The sequence below is a fragment of the Streptomyces sp. NPDC054841 genome (genome assembly GCF_053611045.1).
Map to the genome: position 1 here is coordinate 1 of NZ_JBSGZO010000001.1, position 20,988 is coordinate 20,988.

Sequence of the window (20,988 nt, forward strand, 5' to 3'; positions counted from 1 at the left end):
ATACGGACCGGCCCGAGGGGGGGGCTTCCACCATAACCCTTCGTAAGTGCCAACGCGCGCCACGCCATGCCACAACTACTCTCCGAATTCACCGGACTGCGGTGCGGAGGCGGAAACGCAGGCGAAACACGGGCTCTCAGCGGATTCGGTGCCGTACCCCACACGGGGGACCCGGGGCGCCGGGCGCGCGATTGACGCCCCGGCCGGCGGCATCCGGGCCTGGCCGGGGCGGCGTCCGCGTCAGGCCGCGGTGCCCTTCGGGTGCTCCGTGGCAGTGCCCTTCGGGTGCTCCGTGGCAGTGCCCTTCGGGTGCTCCGTGGCAGTGCCCTTCGGGTGCTCCTTGTTCGCCAGGATCTGGCTCATGAAGTCGTCACCCCACTGGCCCAGCGGCACCAGCGCCGCGTTCAGCGCCTCACCGAGCTCCGTCAGTGAGTACTCGACGCGGGGCGGCACCTCCCGGTACACCTCGCGGTGCACGATCCCGTCCGCCTCCAGCTCGCGCAGCTGCTGGATCAGCACCTTCTCGCTCACCCCGTGCATGTCCCGCTTCAGCTCCCCGAAACGCCGCGCCCTCGCGTCATGCAGGACCCAGAGGATCATCGGCTTCCACTTGCCGCCGACGACGTCCACGGCCGCGTCGAGCCCGCAGGTGTAGGAGAGCTTTCCCTTGGCCACCGTCAACTCCTGGATCTGGCCGGACACTTGTGTTCGCTTACCGATTCGACGGTACTGCATGGAAAATGCGGACAAGATCTGACCTGAATGACTCCTACGGTCGTTCCATGACGACGACGCGCAGCGTGACCTGGACCGAAGCCAACGCCCGCCGGATCGCACGACAGGGCCTCGCCGCCCCCGCGTCCGCGAAGGACGCCTCCCCCGCCACGGTCACCGGCGCCATGCTCGGCGCGCACGCACAGGTGCTCTCCGCCGCCGAGCTGTCCGTGGCGCTGCGGCTCGAGGGCGCCACCCGGGTGGACGTGCGCGAGGCACTGTGGACGGACGGCACGCTGGTGAAGACGTACGGGCCGCGCGGCACCGTGCATCTGCTGCCCACCGCGGACCTGCCGCTGTGGACGGGTGCGCTGTCGGCGATCCCTGCCGGGACGAATCCGATGCCGCCCGGCATCCGGATGACGCACGAGCAGACCGAGGAGGTGCTCGCGGCGATCGGGGCGGCGCTCGCGCACTCCGCGCTGACCGTCGACGAGCTGACCGACGCGATCGTGGAGCGCACGGGCACCTGGGCCGGCGACCGGGTCATGGAGGCCTTCCAGGACAAGTGGCCGCGCTGGCGCCAGGTGACGCACACCGCCGCGCACCGCGGGCTGCTGTGCTTCGGCCCCAACCGCGGCCGCAAGGTCACGTACACCAACCCGCACCGTGCCCTGCCCGGGTTCACCCCGCAGGCCGGCCCGGCCGCGCTCGCCGAGCTGGTACGCCGCTATCTGCACGCCTACGGTCCGGCCGTCCCGCAGCACTTCGCGAAGTGGCTCGCGGCACCCCGGGGCTGGGCGGACGGCCTCTTCGACTCGCTGGCGGCGGAGGGGGCGATCGAGGAGGTGCTGTTCGAGGGCGGGCCGGCCTGGGTGGCGGCCGGCGACACCGGCTTCCCGGACGGTCCTGTGCACGGGGTGCGGCTCCTCTCCTACTTCGACGCGTTCACGATCGCCTCGCAGCCGCGCGAGCTGCTCTTCCCGGGCCGCGCGTACGACCGCGCCCTCGCCGGCGGCCAGGCGGGCAACCGCCCGGTCCTGCTGGTCGACGGCACGGTCGCCGGCGTCTGGCACCAGCGCCGGTCGGGCCGCCGCATCGCGGTCACGGTCGAGCCGATCGGCTCCCAGGCCCTGACCCCCGCCCGCCGGCGCGCCGTGGAGGAGCAGGCCGAGCGGGTGGGAGAGGCGCTGGAGGGAAGCGCGGAGCTGACGGTGGGAGAGGTGACAGTGGGGTTCCACGCCTGAGCGGCGGCGAGGGTGCGGGCCCGCCGGGGCGGCGCGTCAGGCGGCGCGCCGCAACAGCGTGATGCCGTCCCGCTCCGCGACGACCTCGTAGCCGTACGAGCGCTTCGCGGCCTCCAGCTCGGACTGCTGCTGTTCCGCCGGGTAGGGCCAGTGGCCGGTCTTGTACGGCCAGGCCTCCGGCGGGTGGCTGTCGTGGATGATCCACTGGGTGGTGGGGCGGGGCAGCTTCGCCCAGTCGTACTTGTAGAGCCGGCCGCCCACCGGATAGGTCGGGAAGAGGACCACATGGCAGCGTGAAGTGAGCTGCGGGGCCAGCCGGTTGGACGCGGCGACCGTCGCGCCGTCCGGGATTCTCCGCAGCAGTGAGCGTGCGGCTTCGATGTGCGCCGTCGTACGCCAGGTCGCGCGCTGGGCGAGCTGCGCGAGCGGGAACGACGGCAGCAGGACGGCGGTCACGGCGAGGACGGTGACGAGCGAGGCCCGGACGTGCCGGGGGTCCGTCTGCCGGTAGCGGGTGAGCGCGTCGACGAGCCCGGCGAAGACGACCGGCATCAGCACGGCGCTGTAGTGGAAGGCCGTGCCCCAGTGGAAGACGTTCTCCGAGAGCATCCGCCAGGCGAGCGTCGGTACGGCGATGAGCGACAGCGGGGAGCGCAACGCCAGCAGCGCGCTCGGCGCGAAGACGAGGACGAGCGTCATGGCCTTGATGTCGGGCCTGAGCGCGTCGAGCGGGGCGAAGGCGAGCGTGGCGAGCAGCGAGCCATGCCCCTCGACGAGGGCGCCGTGCGCGTATCCGCCGCCCGGGTTGAAGGCGGGCAGCAGCAGTTTGATCTCGATCGCGCTGCCGGCCAGCCCGGCCGCGACGGTCATGAGTCCGAGCCGCCGCGGCCCCTTCCACGCCACGTACGCGCCTAGCGCGGCCAGCGTCAGGCCCAGGTCCTCCTTGATCAGCAGCAGTGGCGCGGCCCAGGCGACGGCGTGTCCCCAGCGCCGTCGCGAGAGAGCTTCGAGGGCGCAGGCGAGCAGCGGCACGGCGAGGGCGACCTCGTGGAAGTCGAAGGCCGCGGCCGAGGTGACGCCCCAGCTCAGTCCGTATCCGCAGGCGATGACGTGCGCGGCTCGGCGGCCGAGCGCCCGGGCGGCCCAGCCGGCCAGCGGTACGACGGCGACGGCGAGGAGCGCGGACTGGGCGAGGAGCAGGGCGAGCGGGGACGGCCAGAGCCGGTAGAGGGGGGCGAGGACGGCGATGAGGGGGTGGAAGTGGTCCCCGAGGAGGATGAAGCCCTCCCCGCGCAACGGGACGACGGGCGGCCTGAGTTGCGCGTAGGCGCGTACGGCCTGCTCGAAGATGCCCAGGTCGTAGCCGGCGGTGCGGAGGAGCTGGTGGCGGCGTACGGCGACGGTGGCGTAGAGGAGGAACAGCCCCGCCGCCCATCCCCAGGAGAGGAGGGCGGCGGAGCGGTCAGCAGGGGCCGGAATCGTCTTCGTCTCCGTACGCGGTACCGCCACACTGCCAATAAATGTCCGCATACGTCCGCATGTTAGAGGGCGTGACCGGTGGTGCTGTCCACATGACCGGGGATCTCCCCCTCGTGGCGGTCACCTGTCGACTTCGTCCCGGTCGGCTCGAACATCAGGATCGAGCCGCCCGGCGACGACGGCTTGTGCTCGGTGCCCTTCGGTACGACGAAGGTGTCACCCTTGTGGAGCTCGACCGTCGTCTCCGTACCGTCGGCGTCGCGCAGCGCGATGTCGAAACGGCCGTCGAGGACGAGGAAGAACTCGTCGGTGTCCTCGTGGACGTGCCATACGTGCTCCCCCGCGGTGTGGGCGACGCGTACGTCGTAATCGTTCATCCGGGCCACGATCCGCGGACTGTAGACGTCGTCGAAGGAGGCCAGCGCTTCGGTGAGATTGACGGGCTCGGTGTCCATGGCCCGAGTGTGCGCGCGGCGCGGGTGAGGTGTCTTGTACGCGCGTGCGGGCGGGTGGGTACGCGCGTGCATCCGTACGCCGGACGGGCTACGTCGCGAGCGCTCCCAGCAGCAGCCCGAGCAGCGCCCCCGAGATCATGAACGGGCCGAACGGAATCGCCGACTTGCGCCCGGCCCTGCGCAGGACGACCAGCCCGAGCCCGTAGACCGACCCCAGCACGAACCCGGCGAAGGCTCCGACGAACAGCACCAGCCAGCCGTACCAGCCGAGCACCACACCGAGTGAGAGAGCGAGTTTCACATCGCCGAAGCCCATGCCGTTCGGGTTGATCAGGAAGAGTACGAAGTACGCGGCCCCGAGGGCGAGCCCGCCGAGCAGCGCCGTCGGCCAGGACCCGGCGGCGCCGGGTACCACCGCGGCACCCCCGAGCAGGACCGCGGCCGCACCGGCGAGCGGCAGCGTCAACTGGTCGGGCAGGCGGTGGACATTGCGGTCGACGAGCGCGAGCAGCACGGCGACGGGTGCGAGCAGCACCCATACGGCGAGCTCGGGCCGCGGTCCGGCCGCCGCCGCGAGCGCGGCGCAGACGAGCGCGGTGACGGCGGGGACGAGGAACGAGGGCCGGTACGGGACGGGCTCGCCGGGGCCGTCCCCCTCCGGGGCACCGGCCACCGGATCCCCGGCGGGCACGGGCGCGGGCGCGGCGACCGGGACCGACAGCGCACAGCTCGCGCACCGTGCGACACCCAGCCAGCCGTGCGCCGGCCCGTTGATCGGATGCCCGGCCGGACACGCGTCCCGCCACCCCTCCTCCGGCTCCACGGACAACCGGTAGGCGGCGCGCGGCACGAGCATTCCGGCGGCGGCCCCCCATACGGCGGCGACAGCGATCAGCGCGACGTACCCATAGTCCACGGCCCGACCCTAGGGCCGTCCGGCCTTCCGGTCATGGGTCCGGGGGCCTACTCTCCTTGCTCCAGGGCCCATAGAGTCGCGACTCCGGCGCGTGGCCGTTCCCCTGCCGGTACGGTCTTGGCCCATGGGCAGATGGCACGACGGCAAGGGCGCGTTGACGATCCCGGGCCGCGACAATCCGGTGGACCTGCTGATAGCCGCCTCGTACCGGGCACGGACCCGCGGCCTGCTGGGCCGTGACGGCATCGACGGCGCGATCATGCTGACCCCCTGCAACAGCGTCCACACCTTCAGGATGCGCTTCACCATCGATGTGGCCTACCTGGACAAGGAGTTGCGCGTCCTCGACGTGCGGACGATGAAGCCGGGGCGGCTGGGCATGCTGCGCCTGCGCTCCCGCCACGTGCTGGAGTCGGAGGCGGGGGCGATGGCGGAGTGGGGCCTGCGGCCGGGCGTGCGGCTGTCGATCGAGACCGGGACCGGGACCGCCGGCTGAGCGGGCCTGATCCCCGAGATGCCCCCTACGGCAGCTTCGCGACCTGCTTGCCGATCAGGACGGCGGGGACCTCGGGTGTCTTCGCGTCGATGAAGTTGGGGGCGTAGAAGGTGGCGACCGTGGCGCCCCTGCGTACGACGTGGAAGACGAGCGGCACCTTGGCCCCGTCCACGGAGCCCGTCACCTGATACGCGAGGGCGTCGTCGCCCGCCTGCGGCGTCGGCAGCTTCTTCACCTCGGTGTAGGTCGAAGCGCCCTCGCCGCCTCGGGTGGTGAAGCCGCCCGCGCAGGCCGCCACGGCGGTGCGTACGGACTTGAGCAGACCGTCCGCGTCGCTCTTCGTGTGGGAGGTGAGGATCTCGGTGAGGACGGTCTGGGTCTCCTTGCCCTCCTCCGTGCTGTCCACGATCGTGCGGTACACGGTGGCGGTGGCGGCCGGCTCGGGTGCCCCGTTGATGATCGCGGCCAGCGGCCGGCACTCCGGCTTCTCCGCCTGCTCGGTGCCGGGAGCCTCACCGCCCTGCATCGGGGTGACCACGTAGTTCGGTACGTCACCGGTCGCCAGCACGGCCTTCGTCAGCTCGGCCTTGGTGAGCGTCTTGCCGCTGCTGGGCGTCGTGGGGGCCGGCGGGGCGGCGGGTTCCGTGGGTTCTGTGGGCGCGGCTTTGGTGGGCGCTTCCGAGCGGGCGGGCTTCTTCGCGTCGCCGTCGTCGTCGCCTTCGCATGCCGTGGCGAGCCCCATCGTCAGGGCGGCGGCTGTCACGGCCATCGCGATGCGCCGTGCCGTACCCGCGGTGCGCGTGGTCATCCCGCCCCCACCTCGATCGTGTCGTTCCCGGCACGCTAACAACGGCGTTCCACAGGGCGCATGGGCCCACGGGCCCATTCCGCGCGGGCCAGGGGTGTCCGGCTACGGCGGACCCGAGCCGAGCAGCGTGAACGCCCCGTAGAGCCCCGAGGCGACGGCGAGCAGCCCGACGGCGAGCACCGCCCACCGCTCCCGCCACCGCGCCAGCGCCACCGCCGCGGGCAGCAGCAGCGGAAAGGCCGGCATGATCAGGCGCGGGCGGGAACCGAAGTACGCGGCACCGATCAGCGAGATGACGACGATCGCGATCGTGTAGACCAGCACGGGCAACGGCTGGCGCTGCTCGACGCACAGCCACACCACCCAGAAGAGCAGCCCGAGCGCGGCGATCAGTCCGATTCCGGCGAGCGGGTTCGGCCCGGTCAGCTGCGCGCCGACGAAGCGGGCGAGCGCGATCCCGCCGTCGATGTTGTTGCCCCAGGCCGCCTGGACCTCGAAGTACGCGGTGGGGCTTCCTTCCCGTACGGCGACGAAGCACACGTACCCGAACCAGCCGAGCGGCGCGAGCAGCACGCCCACGACCATCCGCCACCGCAGCGCTTCCCGGCCGTTCCTGAAGACGCTCACCACCGCGGTGATCCCCAGGGCCGCGACCAGCGCCGCCGCCGAGGGCCTGGTGAGCCCGGCGGCCGCGCACAGCGCTCCGGCGACGATCCAGCGGTCGGTCAGCACGGCGTACAGCGACCACGCGGCGAGCGCGGTGAACAGGGTCTCCGTGTACGCCATCGACTGTACGAACGCGGTCGGGTACACGCCCCACAACACCGCCAGCAGCACCCCGGCCCGCCGCCCGGCGATCCGTGTCCCGACGGCGTAGATCCCCCACGCGGCGGCGAACGCCGCCACCCATCCGATCACCAGCCCCGCCGTCGCCGCAGCGACGGGCAGGACCTCCGAGACGCCCCGTTCCAGCGCGGGCAGCAGCGGGAAGAACGCGAGATCGGAGTGGACGCTCCCGTCGGGGAGGGTCACCTCGTACCCGTATCCGTTCTCCGCGATCCGGACGTACCAGACCGAGTCCCAGCGCCGGTCGAGCCGGTGCAGCGCGTCCTTCCCCTGTACGGCCGCGAGGACCGCGAGGACGGCCATCCCTACCAGCCGTACGGCCGCGTACCCGAGCAGGGCGGGGGTGGCGGCCGGAAGTGGGTGCCGGTGGGGGGTGGGGGGCTGGGACATGCGGTCGATTATGGCCGCTCGCCGCCGAGGCGCCCGGATTGATGGCCCCCCGGGCCTGACGGAAGCGGCAGCGGCCGGGCGACCGCGCGCCGGGGAGCGCGACGCACGCGCCCACCGGCAGATGCCGTGCTCAGTCCCAGGGCACCCGGACCGGCCGGCGATGCCACCACCAGCCGCGGTCCTTCACCGCCGCCCCCGACTTGGTCAGGCGGCCCAGCAACTCCCCGCCGTCCTCCACCGTGTGGGCGCGGAACACGTCGTCGAGTTCGCCGGCGGCGCGGGCGAACGGTTCCCGCAGGGCCGGCGGCGCCGCCGCCAGCCGCTCGGCCAGGTCGTCGCGGGTCCGCAGATCCTCCAGGTACAGCCCCTCGGGGTAGCGGCCCGACGGCCCCCAGTCGGCCTCCACCCGCCGCACCAGTTTCTCCCAGAGCATCAGCACCTCGCGGGCCCGATTGGCCTGGCTCTGCGCGGGCGCGATGCCGTCCGGATCCGTGGCCGCCACAAAGGCCTCGGTGGCGGGGACGGCGATCTTCTCGGTGTAGAAGACCTCGGGGAACAGCTCCACCCGGGCGCCCGGGAGCTGCGGGACGGGTGCCTGGACGGCGTCGACGGTGCAGCCCGGTTCGTCGTCGTCCGACTCGTACACGCGCGCGCGGGTCACCACCCCCTCGGGGGTGGCGGCCCAGTACGCCGAGGGGTTCTGCAGGTCCAGCGCCGGGTACAGCACGGTCGTCCCGGTGGCAGCCGCGAGCCGCAGCGCCGTCGTCGCCTCGTCCGGCGGCTCCGGCACGGCGTCCGAGACCCAGACGTCCCAGGCCAGCGCCAGATCACCGGGCATCACTTCGTACCCGCAGAGCACCGGTGCCTCCCAGTCACGGCCGTCCTGGTCGCCGTCCTGGTCGGCGACGTCGACCGCCGGCACCGGCACCCCCATGACCCGGGCCAGCGCCGCCGCCATCGTGTCCGGTGCGGGCCGGTGCACGGTCAGGAAGTTGTACATCACTTGTAGGTCCCGTCGAACACCTGCTTTGCCTTCTCGATGGCCCCGGGATTGTCCTTGAACTTGGGATCGAACTGGAAGGCCTTGACCTTGGACACATCGCCTCCCGCCTTGGCGATCTCCTTGAGCGCCGCGTACTCGACCCGGTTCATCTCCACCAGCCCGTTGCCGTTGACCGGGAAGGTCCGGCCATTCTCCTCCACCCGGTAGCGACGGCCGTTGATCTCGTAGGTGTTGTTGTCGTCGAGGAGCTTCGCCCTGCCCTCGGCGATCCCCTTGATGTCGTCCTCGACGGCCTTCTCGTTGCCCTTGAGGATGATCGTGTTCTTGTCGTCCACCCTGCCGTGCTTCGCTCCGGCGACCGTGTGACGGTCGTGCGGCGGCTTGAGCTTCTTGCCGGCCGCGGGTCCCTTGACGCCGGGCTGGGTCTCCCACTCCTTGCAGGGGTTGTTGTTGTGCACCAGGGCGTGCGCGGTGCCGATCCCCACGTAGTACGAGTGGAGGCCGTCGACCGCCAGGTCGTACGTGGTCTGCCGCTCGGTGTACCGGGCGACGGACGTGACCCGGAGCGGGGTGCCGCCGGGCAGCCGCAGGGTGTCACCGGCCGCGATGTCGCCCGCCTCCGCCCAGCGTTGCCCGCCGGTGAGCCAGAACGGGTGCGTGTCGGTGGCGGTGACCGGCCCCGCGGGCGTGGTCAGCCGGGTGAAGTCCTTGTCGTCGTGGGTGACGAACGTACGGACCACCGGCCGGACCGTGGTGAGCCCGCTCGCCGGGTCGGTGGCGACGACCTGGTCCCCGATGCGCACCGACTCGATCGGGATGCTCAGCCCACCGGCGAGCAGCACGCGCGTCCCGGGCGGGAAGCTGTGGCTGACCGGACATGTCGTCGGTTTGTCGTCGGGTTTCTTCTCGTCGGGTTTCTTCTGTTTGTCCGGGTCGTACTTCTTCTTGGCGTCTTCGAGCGCCTTCTCCGCGTCCTTGACCCGTTTGCGGTTCTTCAACAGCCCCTTCAGGCCGTCGTACAGATCCCCGCCGTGCTTCTTGAGCTTCTTGATGAGCTCATAGGCCTTCTTCCACTTCCACGGCGCCCCGTACTTCGCGGCGAGCTTGCCCACCGCACCACCGATGAGGCTGAGCAGCACATTGATGAGCGTCTCGGTACAGGCGCCCATGTCGCCCTCGGTGATGCACTTCAGCGCATCGGTGATACCGAGTTCCTCGGCGAGGATCTTCCCGAGCTCCTTGGCGGCTTCCTTCGCCTTGTCCGAGTCGGACTTCTCCGCCGCCTGGGCGTCCTGAAGCTCCTTCAGCGCCTTCTCGTAGTCGAGCTGCTCCTGGGACTTGGGAGCGTCGCCGTTGTCGTCGGAGGCGGGCTGGTTCGTGTCGGCACCGCCGCCGTCCGCCTGGGTGTCACCGCCGTCCCCGCCGCACTCGCCGCCACCGATGCAGGCCACCTGGGCGCTGATCTTCTGCGTCAGCTCCGCACCGATGCCGGTCGCCACGAGCGCACCGACGATCGCCACGACGACCAGGGCCAGGCCCAGGTACTCCACCGCACCCTGGCCCCGATCGCGGTGCCGCCGAAGGCCGAGGAGTCTGGCCTCCGTGCGTGGCACCGCCACTCGTACCCGCCGGCGAACGCGCCGCACAACCCCCGTTGGTGACATACAGGCGAAGCTAACGGGCCGCAGCAGCAACCGTCATGGGCCCGAGGACCCACCTCAGGTCCCAGATTCCCGGGTGTGCCGGGGCCGTTGGCGGGGTGTGCGGGCTTGGGCCTGAGATTGGGGCCGAGGGCCCACGTCACCGGCGGCCTGCGCTCGTACGCTCACGCCGCGCCCGGAGTTCCGACGACAGCGGCAACGGGCGGCGAGCAGCACGGGCTTCGGAGACGAGAGAGGTACGGCCGTGAGCGGTGGCGGGGCATGGCGCGGTGTGAGCGGCGGCGGAAGGCAGACACCACCGGGGCGGCACGGCCCCGACGACTCCGGGCCCTTCTTCGCGCTGATACGCAGCTGGGCGGCCGGTGTTCTCGTCTACTTCGCCTGCGGTCTGCTCTTCGCCAAGCTCCTCCTGGAGCCCCTCGCCAGCTCCGAACGGTTCGAGGTCTTCGGCTGGCGCCTCGCCCTGCTGCATGTGCCCAGTGTCCTCACCACCCTGCTCACGGTGCTCGCCGCCGCCCGTGTGCTGCCCGAACCACAGCGCGAGTCCCGGCCCGTGCAACTGCTCGCCACCCTCACCGTGCCGCTGGCCGGCCTCGCCTACGGCTATGCCGTGTCCTGGGACGTCCTGGCGGCCGAAGGCGTCTTCATGCCCGTCGTCGCTCTTGTCACCGGCGCCGCCATGGGCCTGGCGGTGGACCGTCTGATCGAGGGGCGCGGCACGGGCGACGGTGCGACGGCCTATCCGTACACCTGGCGGGACACCGGGGCCACCGCGCTCGAATACCTCGGTGTGATGGTCGTGGTGGTCGCCGTCGTCCTCGCGGTCTCGGCGGCGGGCGTCGGCGGCAGGATCGGAGACCGTATCCGGTGCGCCGTCACCTCGCTCACGGGTGGTGGCGGCAACTGCGCCGCCGGCCCGGAGAACACCGCGAAGCCCAAGACCGACGCGGACTACGAACCCAAGCTGTGCCAGGTCTCCAGCGTCTCGGACACCGCGGGCGGCAAGGTGAAGATCGGCTGGTTCGAGTGGGGCGAGGAGTACGGATTCCAGCAGAAGGTCGCCCAGGCCAACACGGACGTGAACGGCGACGGAAAGGTCGACGGCAACGACAAGCTCGTCTACATGACGTTCACCGACGCCGCGTCCGCCGGTGTCAACGCCAGCACCCCCGGCGTGAAGCTCGGCAAGCTCGGCAAGGCCGATGTGGACCTCGGTGCCGGCATCAAGGTCACCAACGGCGACACCTGGGTCTTCAAGAGCGAGGAGGACGCCAAGAAGATGCGTGACGACATCGAGGAAATGAAGATGTGGGAGACCTCGATGACGCACAGCGGCGCCTACGGCGGCGGCAACTGGTACGCGGCCAAGAAGTGGGGCGACAAGAAGGAAGCCATCGAGAAGCAGATCGGCGACAAGAAGATCTCGTACTCGACGATCGGTCTCTACGCCCAGGCGGACGGCGGGCTCGGCATCAAGGCGGGCGACGACACCAAGCTCGGCGCCAAGCTGGGCGGCAAGGCCAAGTTCTCCCCCGACGTCACGATCACGAAGGACGACGTCAACGGCAACGAGTCGTACACGTACACCGCCAAGCTGGAGATCGAGGGCAAGGTCAGCGGTGAGGCGGGCCCGCTCGGCGGCACGGCCGGTGCGAAGGACTCGTACACCGGCGCGATCACGGTCACGCGCGACCAGAAGACCGGCAAGCTGGTCCGTATCGACATGACGAAGACGTTCGAGGGCACGTCGACGTCGGACAAGGGCGAGGCCGGTCACGACAACGGCAAGAAGAAGGACGAGAAGCGCGGCGGCAAGGGCGGTGTCACCGACTCCTCGGGTCCCACGGGCATCGAGGTGCAGACGAACTCGATCGTCTTCGGCAAGGAGACCGACTCGGCGACCGAGGGCCAGCGGGCCATCGCGGAGACGTGGCTCGACGGCTCCGGGAACAACACGGCCCCGTTCGAGTACATGTTCGGCGACAACTCGCTTCAGCAGAAGCCCGCGGGGAACGACCCCTTCGAGCAGATGATGTTCCAGGACGGCCTGTCGAGCACCATGAACTACCACGGGGAGACGGACGCCCAGGAGTTCGGCTTCGAGGTGTCGCTGGGTATGAGTCTCGGGTTCTCGATCTCGGACGAGCACAAGAAGGAGACACTGACGGACGCGAAGTTCCTCGGCGCCCCGCAGGGCGACAAGCGCTCCTCCCTGCCCTACAGCTACTGCGCGAAGTAAGGACGAAGGACGATGAAGCACTTCCGCACCGGTGCCCGCTCCCGTGCCCGCTCCGGTTCCCGCTCCGGGTCTCGCTTCCGTGCGCTCGGCGGGGCAACGGCCGCCGCGCTGTCCCTGAGTCTGCTGGCCGGCTGCGGCGGAGGCGACGCCGACGCCGCGGCCCTGCCGGACGGCTGGGGCACCCTCGACACGAAGAGCCTGTCCGTCGGCTACCCGCAGGACAAGGGCTACAAGGAGCAGCCCGCCTCCGAGCGCAGCAAGCACAACGCCGCCGTCGCCCTGAAGGAGGAGGGCGGCCTGCGCACCGGCATGGTGTCCGTCCAGCTGAACTTCGCGACCGGCGTGGACGACGCCGCGGAGGCCGCCACGGCGGCGGGCGCGGTCATCGGCATCGGGGCGACCCGGCAGGACACGTCCGATGTGCGGCTTCAGGGCGAGGAGCCCGCGCGGGAGGCACGGCGCATCAACTACGAGTTCACCTCGAACGGCGAGGAGCGGACCCCGGCGCAGGGCACCCGCATGACGGGTGTGATGGTGGCCGGAGTCGACTCGAAGGGCGTCCCCTTCCTCGTCCGTATCAACGCGGTGAAGGACTCACTGAGCGAGGACGAGCTCGATTCGTTCGTGGAGTCGATCACCGTCAAGTAGCGAAGCCGTCCACGTCGCACCGAACGTCGAACCGACCCGACCCGAACCGACCCGAACCGAACCGAAGCCGACGACATCGAGAGGCACGTGCCATGCAGATCCTCCCCGGCGGCGGGGCCACGTTCCTGCTGCTGCTCGGCCTCTTCTTCGGCGCGTTCGCCGTGCGGTCCGCGCTGCGGCTGCGCCGGGTGATGTGGCTGGTGCGGCACGGCGAGCGCGTCGAGGGCCGGTGCGCGGAGCGCCGTACCGTCGACCGGGGACCGGGGATGGAGCACCGCTACGCCACGGAGTACGTCTTCGCCTTCCGCACCCGAGACGGCCGCGACATCGAGTTCACCGACCACGCCCCGGGCCCGTTCGGCTTCGAGGTCGGTGCCCCGATCCGCGTCTCCTACGACCCGGCCGCCCCGGAGAAGCGGGCGACGGTGGCGGGGCCGGGCTCCTGGGGGCCGGTGCTGATGCCGGTCGCGTTCGCCGGGGGCCTCGGGGTGTTCGCGGCGGGGCTGCTGTACGGATTCGCGGCGCTGCGGGGGTGGGTCTGAGCAGGCGTACTCAACCCCGCGGCGCCGCGCTCGCCGGTTCAGCAGCCGTCCGGTCAGTCGTTGTCCGGTCGGCTGTTGTCCGGTCAGTCGCTGTCCGGATCGGGTACGGGGTCGGTACTGACGGCGCCGAGCATGATGTGCGGGGCGTCCTCGTCGCACTGGCTGACGCTGATCGCCACCCAGCGCTGCCCCCGGGGCGTGTCCACAGGCCCCCACACGTACAGATCGCCGTAGAGGTCGAACGCACAGATCTCGGCGATCAGCGGAGGAACCTCCTCCTCGGGCACCTCGTCCATGAGGTACGCCCGCATGCTCACCTCGCGGTGCGGACCCCATCGCTTCCCCAGCTCGACCGCCAGGGACACGAGATACTCCTCGGACTCCTCCTGCGCGGCGTCCCACTCGGGTCCGGGCACCCCGAAGTAGCCACGGCTCTCCCACAGCGGAACGAGCCGGAAGCCGGCACCGGAGCTGCCGGTCCACCCCTCGTCGTCGCCGCCCGGCTCCCACTCCGTCGGTCCGTCCTCGGGAATGGGCCCGGCGAGCAGCGCGTCGATGGCGGCGACGGCCGCCGCCAAGCTGAACGGACTGCCCGTCGGCCTCGCCGCATCGCCCGCCATCACCGCTCCGCGGGTCCCATCCCTGGCAGAGCACCGTCGTCGAGCAGTTCCTGAAGGTGCTCGCTCATCCAGGACTGCCGGTATGTGCCGTCCGTCAGCCCGACCTCCCGGGCCTCGTCCTTCCCGATCAGCCGCAGCTCCCCGGCCTCCGCCGACTCCGCGGCGCCGAACTCGCCGAGGTCGCCGGGCCAGTCGAACTCCGTGCCGTGATAGATCTCGGGATCGCCGGGAAACAGACCGAGCAGCGACTCCTCGCGACCGACGGTCTTCCAGACGCCCGCCACGACCTGCTCGTCGTCCGTGTGGAAGACAGGGCGCGACACGACGTCCGGGCGCTCCTCCACCACCTTCGGCACGGCCCGGGTGCCGCGCAGCAGACCCAGCGCCGTACCGAAGCGGTTGCGGTCGATGACCAGGGCGAGGTGCCAGCCGCCCTCCTTCGCCGGAATGGCCAGCAGATCGCCGCGCTTCGGCTTCTGGGGCTTCCGCTTGGGCACATCGGCCGTCAGGCTCAGCACCGCCCCTGCCTCCACGTCGTCGAGTTCGACCGCCGACTCCCTGAGAACGGCTGTGATCTCCGCCGCGAGCCCGGCCGGCGTCACCGGCGCGCCGTCCCGAGCCGCCGCGCCCTCCGCCAGCTCGGTCAGGAGGTCCGACGCCGCGACGAACACCGCGTCGTTCAGCTCGCCGGTGCGGGAGGGCCGCCCGCTCTGGTAGCGCCGGTTGCCCTTCAGCTTCGCCTTGAGCGTCAGTGGCACCGGGAGAGGTTGTGCCAGTGCCTCGCTCTCGGCGGGGGCGCCCCAGCCGAGGATCTCCAGCAGTTCACCGAGGGTCGGGGGCCCGCCCACCTCCTCGGCGAAGTCGGCCACGATCCCGGTCAGCTGTGAGGCCGTCGACACGTCGCTCACGGGCAACCCCCAAGTTTCTTCTGCTTCTCGTAGTCCGCGTACTCGGCACGCTTCTTGGGGTCCATCGGCTCCTGGCGGTTGCCCCGGTAGTCGGTGCCCTTCTTGCCGATGACGGTCTTGTACTTGTCGGCGTTGGCCTGCTCGAGGATGCGCGCCTCTCCGTAGGTGCGCTTGCCGGGAGTGACGATCATCTTGTCGCCGTTCTTGGGGTTGAACCGGTTGTTGTTATTGCCGTGCCGCCGTTCGACGTCGGCCTTCGTCTGCTTGCCGCCGAACATACCGGAGTAGTAGACCTTGCCGTTCTTGTCGACCAGGACGTAATTGCTGTAGCCCGGCCGGTCCATGTACTTGTACCGGCTCTGGTCGATGTTGTGGACCAGGACCGGGGAGTCGCCGGCGAACACGTAGTAGGTGTGGATCCCGGCGACCGTGAGGTCATGGGTGGTCCGGCGCTGGGTGAACTTCCGGGCCGCGAGCACCGTGACTGCCGCGCCGTCGGCGTCCCGCAGTTCGTCACCCGCCCTGATCTCCCCCGCGTCGACCCAGCGTTCCTGGCCCTGCACCCAGAAGGGGTGCGTGTCGGTCGCGGTGAGCAACGCGGTACCGGATCCGGTCCGCACGGTCAGCCGGGTGAAGTGCTTGTCGTCGTACGTGGTGATGGTGTCGGTGACCCGCCGGGTCGCGGTGACCCCGCTGTACGGATCCGTGGCCCTGACCCGGTCCCCGGTCCGTACGGTCTCGATGGGGATGCTCCGCCCGTCGGCGAGCAGCACCGGTGTGCCGGGCAGGAAGCTGTGCTTGACGGCGCATGCCGTGGGTTTGTCGTCGGGCTTCTTCTGCTTCTTCGCGTCGAGTTTCTTCTTCGTGTCGGCGAGTTTGTCCTCGGCCTGCTTGACCTTCTTGCGGTTCTTGATGAGGCTCTTCAGGCCGTCGTACAGATCCCCGCCGTGCTTCTTGAGCTTCTTGATGAGCTCGTAGGCCTTCTTCCACTTCCACGGCGCCCCGTACTTCGCGGCGAGCTTCCCGACCGCACCACCGATGAGGCTGAGCAGCACATTGATGAGCGTCTCGGTACAGGCGCCCATGTCGCCCTCGGTGATGCACTTCAGCGCATCGGTGATACCGAGTTCCTCGGCGAGGATCTTCCCGAGCTCCTTGGCGGCTTCCTTCGCCTTGTCCGAGTCGGACTTCTCCGCCGCCTGGGCGTCCTGAAGCTCCTTCAGCGCCTTCTCGTAGTCGATCTGCTCCTGGGACTTGGGAGCGTTCGGGTCGTCCGGCAGGGGCTGCTCGTCCTCGACGTGGACGTCCTCGTCGTTCGCGCCGCCCTCGTCATTGATGGGGTTGGTGTCGCCACCGGTGTTCCCGCCGGTGTTCCCGCCATCCGTGCCGCCGCCGGTGTCCTCACCGGGAGAGTCGTCACCGTCCTGCGCCTGGGTGTCACCGCCACCGCCGTCACCACAGTCGCCGCCCCCGCCGATCCGGCAGACCTGGGCGCTGATCTTCTCGGTCAGCTCCTGCCCGATGCCGGTCGCCACCAGGGCGCCCACGATGGCCACCACGACCATGACCAGGCCGAGATACTCCAGCGCCGTCTGCCCCGACTGTGCCTTGCGCAGCCCGAACAACCGGGCCTCGGTGCGCGGCAGTCGCGAGGTCGTACGTAAGAGGCGTCGACGGATTCGTGACATGAGCGTGACGATAACCGGCCACCGCTACGGGCGTCTTGGGCCCACGAGCCCAATTCTGGAACTACATGAGGATTTTGGGCCCGTCGGCCAGGCACACGATGGCCGGGCCACAGGGGTCGTGACCCCCACCGAATGGAGACCGCTTCCCGTTCGACAAGTGATCGTTTCCCGAAAACCGAGTCGCTGTACGCACGGGGCACACACGAGACTGGCCTGATGGACCGCCCGACGAACGTCGCAAGCGTTCAGGCTGCTGATTTCCCGTCCGATCTGACCCATCGGACGGGTCTTCTTGAGCTCATGAACGGTCGGTTGGCGGACTGTTCACGTGAGCCGTTGACCGGCCGGGACGAACCGCGCCATTGGTTGCTTCTCTGCCGTCGGCAACCTCGACCGCCAAGCCCCTGCACCCAACTCATTCCGAAATGATCAGTTAGCCAAATGAGTTGGCTTCTCACTCACAGGATGAGTCTCCGTAGCGGGTGGCAATCACGGCGGCGCGGTTGCGCAGGGAGGTGCGCAACGACTGCGGGGCCAGGGCTTCCGCGTCCGTGCTGAGCTGCCACAGCGCCCATTCGGCGTGCCGGGAATCCTGGAAGGTCACCTCCAGCCGCAGCCAGCCGTCTGCGTCGGGTTCTTCTGCGCGGACAGCCAGCGCGGTGTCCAGCAGGTCCTCCCGCCGCGCCGGGTTCACCCGTACCAGCACGGCGATGTGGTCGCCACCGGAGAGGAACTGCGCGGAGCGTTCCCGCCAGATCCGGTCCAGATCGACCCGGTTCGGTCGCTGTGCCGTTTCGGAGAGTTCCTCGGCGGCCAGCACCCGCGACAGCCGGTAGGTGCGGTCCGCGCCGGATCTCGTGGCCAGCAAGTAGCCCCGGTCGCGTACGGTGACCAGGCCGATCGGGTCCACCGTGCGCCACTGTGGTGTCCGGCCTGTGGCCGCGTAGTGGATGCGCAGCTTGTGTCCGGCGAGCACCGCGCGCCTGACCTCGATCATTGTGGTGTCGGGTACCTCCTCAGTGACCAGCCGGCGTGAGAGCAGGTCGGTCTCCGGGTCGACGAGAAACCGCTGGGCCGCGTCGCTCGCGGAGGCCCGGTGGCTTTCGGGCAGCGCGTCGACCACCTTCCGCATGGCCGAAGCGAGCGCCGAGCCGAGGCCGAGCACCTGCTCGCCGCGCCCCGATCCGGCGGTCAGCAAGGCGAGGGCCTCGTCGTGGTTCAGTCCGGTGAGCTCGGTCTGGAAACCGGGCAACAGCGCGAAACCGCCGTGCCTGCCGCGTTCGGCGTAGACCGGGACGCCGGCTGCGGACAGCGCCTCTATGTCGCGCAGCACGGTACGGGTGGATACCTCCAGCTCGCGGGCCAGCGTGTCCGCTGTCAGCCGACCGCGCCGGCGCAGCAGCAGCACCAGTGAGACCAACCGGTCGGCACGCATACGGGAACGTTAACGGAATACATGACTGAGGGTGTCGTGATTTGTTGGGAGGCTCATTGATGCGACGTCAAAGCCGGCTGCTACCGAGCCGATGGACGTACGTACTCCCGATGAATCGAATGGAGCTGATGTGGCAGTGGAACGAACGGCGGTCAACCCGGTGACATGGTCGGTGGAGAAGGGATTCAACCAGGGTGAGGTCGTCTCCGGGCACACACGGACCCTGTACATCTCGGGGCAGACCGCGATGAACGGCGACGGCAAGCCCCAGCATGACGGTGACATCGCGGCGCAGTTGACGCTGAGCATCGACAACCTGGAGGCCGTGCTCGGCGAAGCCGGCATGTCTCTCGCGAACCTCGTCCGGCTCAACGTCTACACGACCGACGTCGATCTGCTCTTCCAGCACTACGGCGTGCTGGCGGCGCGGTTGGGTGCCGCCGAGGTGGCGCCGACCTCCACGATGCTCGAGGTGACGCGACTGGCGATCCCCGGCCAGATGGTCGAGCTTGAGGGGACCGCCGTCGCGTGATGCGACCTCGCCGCCCCTGCTGCTCGTGCCGGTTGAACCGGCACGAGTAGCAGGCAGACCCCACACCCGGCCATGTCCGCTCGTGGCGGTCGTCAGTCCGCACCGCGCGGAAAGGAGACCTCCACACGCCGGTTCTTCTTGCGGCCCTCTTCATTGGAGTTGTCGGCGATCGGGAACTGCTCCCCGTAGCCCCGGACTTCGTAGGTGATGCCGGCGCTGCTGAGCGCCTTGGACAGGACGGAGTGCACGGCATCCGCGCGCTGCTTGGACAGCACATCGCCGTGCTCCGACGATCCCAGGTTGTCCGTGAAGCCGAAGACCCGGACCTTGTTGGCGTCCTGCTTCTTGATCTCGTCGGCGATCGCCTGGATACGGGCGTTGGCCGCGCTGCTCAGCGTGGCGCTGTCCTTGCCGAAGAGCACTTCGGCCTGGAGGGCGAACTTCACGTCGGAGTTGGTGTCCTCGCGACGCTCCTCGCCCCCTTCGGACTCGACGACGGACTTGATGTCCAGCACCTTGGCGGGGGCGAGGGTGGCTCCGTCGACCATCCTGAGGCCGGGGGAGTTGGCGTCGACCTCGACGGGGGGCTTTGCGGAGGCCTCGGTGCCGGGCGGAACGCTCGGCTTCTCGTCGGCATGGGCGTGGCCGGCCACGATGACGTTGGCGCCCGTGAGCGCGACAGCGGCTGCGACGGCGCTCAGCGCGACACGGGAAGGCATGCGCATTCGGTTGTGATTCATGGCCGCGTTCACCCGGAGATCTTGACCGCGACGGTGGGGAATGTCGGCAGCTGGAAGTCCACCTCAGAAGTCCCCTCGGGCGGTGCCGGGAACTGGAAGAAGACCGGAATCGACTTGCCGGGTTCGATCTTGTCGAGTCCGGAGGTGCAGAGGCAGCGGCCCTCGGTGTCGCGGAGGATGTAGTACCGCTTCTTGCCCGCCTTGTCGATCAGCGTCGCACCGGCAACGGAGATTCCGCCGCCCAGGACCTCCTGCTCCGTGCCACGCCACGGTGACATGTCGTAGAAGGCCGCGGAACCGTTGTTCTTCATCTGGCCATTGACCGTGACGAAGCCGCCGGACTCTCTCTTCACGGTGTTGATGATGAGGTCGATGTCCTTCGGTCCCTTGACCGTGGCCTGAGTGGTGCTGGTGTCCGGTACGACCTGCCCCGAATCGCTGGCCCCGGCACCTGGCTTCGCCGACGAGCTCTTCTCGGGCTTCTTCTCTGTGTCCCCGCCGCAGCCGGCCACAGTGAGGGCCAAGGTGGCAGTCACCACTACTGCAGCCGCCCCCCTACGGGCCTTCAGGATGTGCCGAATGCTCATGAGTGAAGTTCCTTTGCTCGTCGTTCGCTATTCAGTCGACCAAGTAGACGTCGAAGAGATCCTTGGCGGTGGGCAGATCAGCCGGGTTGTGATACGGATCGAAGATCCTGGCGTGCTTGCACTTGAGGATGGGCAACGACGCCGTCGGGTCGGGGTTGGGCAGGATGATGCACAAGGGCTTGACTGCGGCTGTCGCCGTGGCCGTCGCGAACTTGGTCTCCGTGCCCGGAACGACCGACTTCCCGATGGGCTGCTGCGCCGTGGCGTTCACCTTGTACGCCAAGTACGGAGTCCACTCCGGCCGGCAATTTCCGTGGAGACTGGCCTTGTTCCTGCCCGCGAACGACTCCGCCGCCGCGCACTCCCGGAAAACGTTCTGTCCGAGCAGACCGTTGAAGATGATCTGCCAGTTGGTCGGAACGAGAACGTTTTCCGTCCAGGCCAGCGCGAGATCCTCCCGCGCCTCCTGCGCCGCCGCGAGCGCCGCGGCGTCCGCCGCGCCCTGTACCCCGTTGCGTGAGGCCGATGCCTGTCCCACCGCAAAGAATGCGAACGCGAGGAAGAGCAGGCCCGCCACCATCACTACGTAGATGGGGAAGGCCTGCCCTTGATCCTTCGCTGCGCGGTTCGACAAGCGGCTCAGCCGGCCTTGATCTTGTCGATCTGCTCGTTGATCTTGGTGGTGATCTTGCCACCGATGCCGGTACCGACGATCGCACCGATGATCACGACGACCACCATGATGATGCCCAGGTACTCCAGCGCGGTCTGCCCCTTGGAGCGCTCGCGGTCGGTCATCCGGCTGATGACGGTGTTCTTCCAGCCGTTGACACGGATCTGGGTGTCGACGGCGGCCTTGAGCAGAGTGTCGTTCGACATGGTGTTCCCCTCCGGGTTCGGCCGACCGTTTGCCGGCCGACTCGTAAGTCTCTTTGGCGTCTTCCGCGTTACCGGCTTCCTCCTGGCCGGTGCCGCTTTCGACACGAGAAACGTACGCCGGAAGGGCGGACCCACAGCAGGGTCCCAGGGCCCAT

Annotated in this window: 22 protein-coding genes; 6 read left to right on the plus strand and 16 right to left on the minus strand. The window is 69.6% G+C overall.

Features of this window, described 5'->3' with window-relative positions:
* Positions 1–240: 240 nt before the first annotated feature.
* A complete protein-coding gene (locus ACWGI8_RS00005; protein WP_453657145.1) occupies positions 241–675 on the minus strand; it encodes a winged helix-turn-helix transcriptional regulator in 435 nt (144 codons plus the stop codon).
* Between the two features lie 107 nt (positions 676–782).
* Between ACWGI8_RS00005 and ACWGI8_RS00010 the strand changes: the two genes are divergently transcribed.
* Entirely contained in the window at positions 783–1,961 is a 1,179-nt protein-coding gene (locus ACWGI8_RS00010; protein ID WP_453657009.1) for a winged helix DNA-binding domain-containing protein, read from the plus strand.
* 36 nt (positions 1,962–1,997) lie between these two features.
* Here ACWGI8_RS00010 and ACWGI8_RS00015 read toward each other — a convergent pair whose 3' ends face one another.
* The 3 genes from ACWGI8_RS00015 to ACWGI8_RS00025 all read right to left on the minus strand — a co-directional run bounded on the left by ACWGI8_RS00015 (position 1,998) and on the right by ACWGI8_RS00025 (position 4,751).
* Positions 1,998–3,491 carry a DUF2079 domain-containing protein gene (locus tag ACWGI8_RS00015; protein WP_453657011.1) on the minus strand — a complete coding sequence of 498 codons (1,494 nt, stop codon included), beginning with the start codon at positions 3,489–3,491 and terminating at the stop codon, positions 1,998–2,000.
* An 11-nt stretch (positions 3,492–3,502) separates the two neighbouring features.
* Entirely contained in the window at positions 3,503–3,895 is a 393-nt protein-coding gene (locus tag ACWGI8_RS00020; RefSeq protein WP_453657013.1) for a cupin domain-containing protein, read from the minus strand.
* Between the two features lie 88 nt (positions 3,896–3,983).
* Positions 3,984–4,751: a prepilin peptidase gene (locus ACWGI8_RS00025; protein ID WP_453657147.1), complete on the minus strand. Its 768-nt coding sequence runs from the start codon at positions 4,749–4,751 to the stop codon at positions 3,984–3,986.
* Between the two features lie 184 nt (positions 4,752–4,935).
* On the opposite strand from ACWGI8_RS00025, the gene ACWGI8_RS00030 reads away from it, so the two are divergent.
* The gene (locus ACWGI8_RS00030; protein ID WP_453657015.1) at positions 4,936–5,307 is read left to right on the plus strand and encodes a DUF192 domain-containing protein; all 372 of its coding nucleotides are present in this window, start codon (positions 4,936–4,938) and stop codon (positions 5,305–5,307) included.
* 25 nt (positions 5,308–5,332) lie between these two features.
* Here ACWGI8_RS00030 and ACWGI8_RS00035 read toward each other — a convergent pair whose 3' ends face one another.
* The 4 genes from ACWGI8_RS00035 to ACWGI8_RS00050 form a co-directional block, all read right to left on the minus strand.
* The gene (locus tag ACWGI8_RS00035) at positions 5,333–6,115 is read right to left on the minus strand and encodes a hypothetical protein (protein WP_453657017.1); all 783 of its coding nucleotides are present in this window, start codon (positions 6,113–6,115) and stop codon (positions 5,333–5,335) included.
* A gap of 102 nt (positions 6,116–6,217) precedes the next feature.
* On the minus strand, positions 6,218–7,351 hold the full coding sequence (locus ACWGI8_RS00040) for a mannosyltransferase family protein (RefSeq protein ID WP_453657019.1): 1,134 nt from the start codon (positions 7,349–7,351) through the stop codon (positions 6,218–6,220).
* A 130-nt stretch (positions 7,352–7,481) separates the two neighbouring features.
* Positions 7,482–8,351, minus strand: coding sequence for a hypothetical protein (locus tag ACWGI8_RS00045; protein ID WP_453657021.1), 870 nt, complete (start codon positions 8,349–8,351; stop codon positions 7,482–7,484).
* Complete coding sequence (locus ACWGI8_RS00050) at positions 8,351–9,904, minus strand: polymorphic toxin-type HINT domain-containing protein (RefSeq protein WP_453657023.1); 1,554 nt, start codon at positions 9,902–9,904, stop codon at positions 8,351–8,353. Before ACWGI8_RS00050 ends, ACWGI8_RS00045 begins: the two co-directional genes overlap by 1 nt.
* Positions 9,905–10,259: 355 nt before the next feature.
* Here ACWGI8_RS00050 and ACWGI8_RS00055 point away from each other — a divergent pair, with 355 nt between their 5' ends.
* From ACWGI8_RS00055 to ACWGI8_RS00065, 3 genes are all read left to right on the plus strand, one after another.
* Positions 10,260–12,254, plus strand: coding sequence for a hypothetical protein (locus ACWGI8_RS00055; protein WP_453657025.1), 1,995 nt, complete (start codon positions 10,260–10,262; stop codon positions 12,252–12,254).
* A gap of 12 nt (positions 12,255–12,266) precedes the next feature.
* Entirely contained in the window at positions 12,267–12,902 is a 636-nt protein-coding gene (locus tag ACWGI8_RS00060) for a hypothetical protein (RefSeq protein WP_453657027.1), read from the plus strand.
* 92 nt (positions 12,903–12,994) lie between these two features.
* Entirely contained in the window at positions 12,995–13,444 is a 450-nt protein-coding gene (locus ACWGI8_RS00065; protein WP_453657029.1) for a DUF3592 domain-containing protein, read from the plus strand.
* Positions 13,445–13,527: 83 nt separating this feature from the next.
* On the opposite strand, the gene ACWGI8_RS00070 is transcribed toward ACWGI8_RS00065, so the two are convergent.
* The 4 genes from ACWGI8_RS00070 to ACWGI8_RS00085 all read right to left on the minus strand — a co-directional run bounded on the left by ACWGI8_RS00070 (position 13,528) and on the right by ACWGI8_RS00085 (position 18,095).
* Positions 13,528–14,064, minus strand: coding sequence for a hypothetical protein (locus ACWGI8_RS00070; protein ID WP_453657031.1), 537 nt, complete (start codon positions 14,062–14,064; stop codon positions 13,528–13,530).
* Positions 14,064–14,972, minus strand: a complete 909-nt coding sequence (locus ACWGI8_RS00075; protein WP_453657033.1) for a hypothetical protein — start codon at positions 14,970–14,972, stop codon at positions 14,064–14,066. The genes ACWGI8_RS00070 and ACWGI8_RS00075 overlap by 1 nt, the downstream gene beginning before the upstream one ends.
* Entirely contained in the window at positions 14,969–16,660 is a 1,692-nt protein-coding gene (locus ACWGI8_RS00080) for a polymorphic toxin-type HINT domain-containing protein (RefSeq protein ID WP_453657035.1), read from the minus strand. Before ACWGI8_RS00080 ends, ACWGI8_RS00075 begins: the two co-directional genes overlap by 4 nt.
* Before the next feature lie 454 nt (positions 16,661–17,114).
* Positions 17,115–18,095, minus strand: a complete 981-nt coding sequence (locus ACWGI8_RS00085) for a helix-turn-helix transcriptional regulator (RefSeq protein ID WP_453657037.1) — start codon at positions 18,093–18,095, stop codon at positions 17,115–17,117.
* A gap of 136 nt (positions 18,096–18,231) precedes the next feature.
* Here ACWGI8_RS00085 and ACWGI8_RS00090 point away from each other — a divergent pair, with 136 nt between their 5' ends.
* Positions 18,232–18,627, plus strand: a complete 396-nt coding sequence (locus tag ACWGI8_RS00090) for a RidA family protein (RefSeq protein WP_453657149.1) — start codon at positions 18,232–18,234, stop codon at positions 18,625–18,627.
* Between the two features lie 92 nt (positions 18,628–18,719).
* On the opposite strand, the gene ACWGI8_RS00095 is transcribed toward ACWGI8_RS00090, so the two are convergent.
* Genes ACWGI8_RS00095 through ACWGI8_RS00110 form a run of 4 tightly spaced genes read right to left on the minus strand, consistent with a single transcriptional unit; the run spans position 18,720 to position 20,833 of the window.
* Positions 18,720–19,352 (minus strand): OmpA family protein, encoded by a 633-nt coding sequence (locus ACWGI8_RS00095; protein ID WP_453657151.1) that lies wholly within the window; start codon positions 19,350–19,352, stop codon positions 18,720–18,722.
* 23 nt (positions 19,353–19,375) lie between these two features.
* A complete protein-coding gene (locus tag ACWGI8_RS00100; RefSeq protein WP_453657039.1) occupies positions 19,376–19,954 on the minus strand; it encodes a hypothetical protein in 579 nt (192 codons plus the stop codon).
* Positions 19,955–19,985: 31 nt separating this feature from the next.
* A complete protein-coding gene (locus ACWGI8_RS00105; protein ID WP_453657041.1) occupies positions 19,986–20,588 on the minus strand; it encodes a pilus assembly protein TadG-related protein in 603 nt (200 codons plus the stop codon).
* Positions 20,589–20,593: 5 nt separating this feature from the next.
* A complete protein-coding gene (locus tag ACWGI8_RS00110) occupies positions 20,594–20,833 on the minus strand; it encodes a hypothetical protein (RefSeq protein ID WP_453657043.1) in 240 nt (79 codons plus the stop codon).
* Between the last annotated feature and the right edge of the window lie 155 nt (positions 20,834–20,988).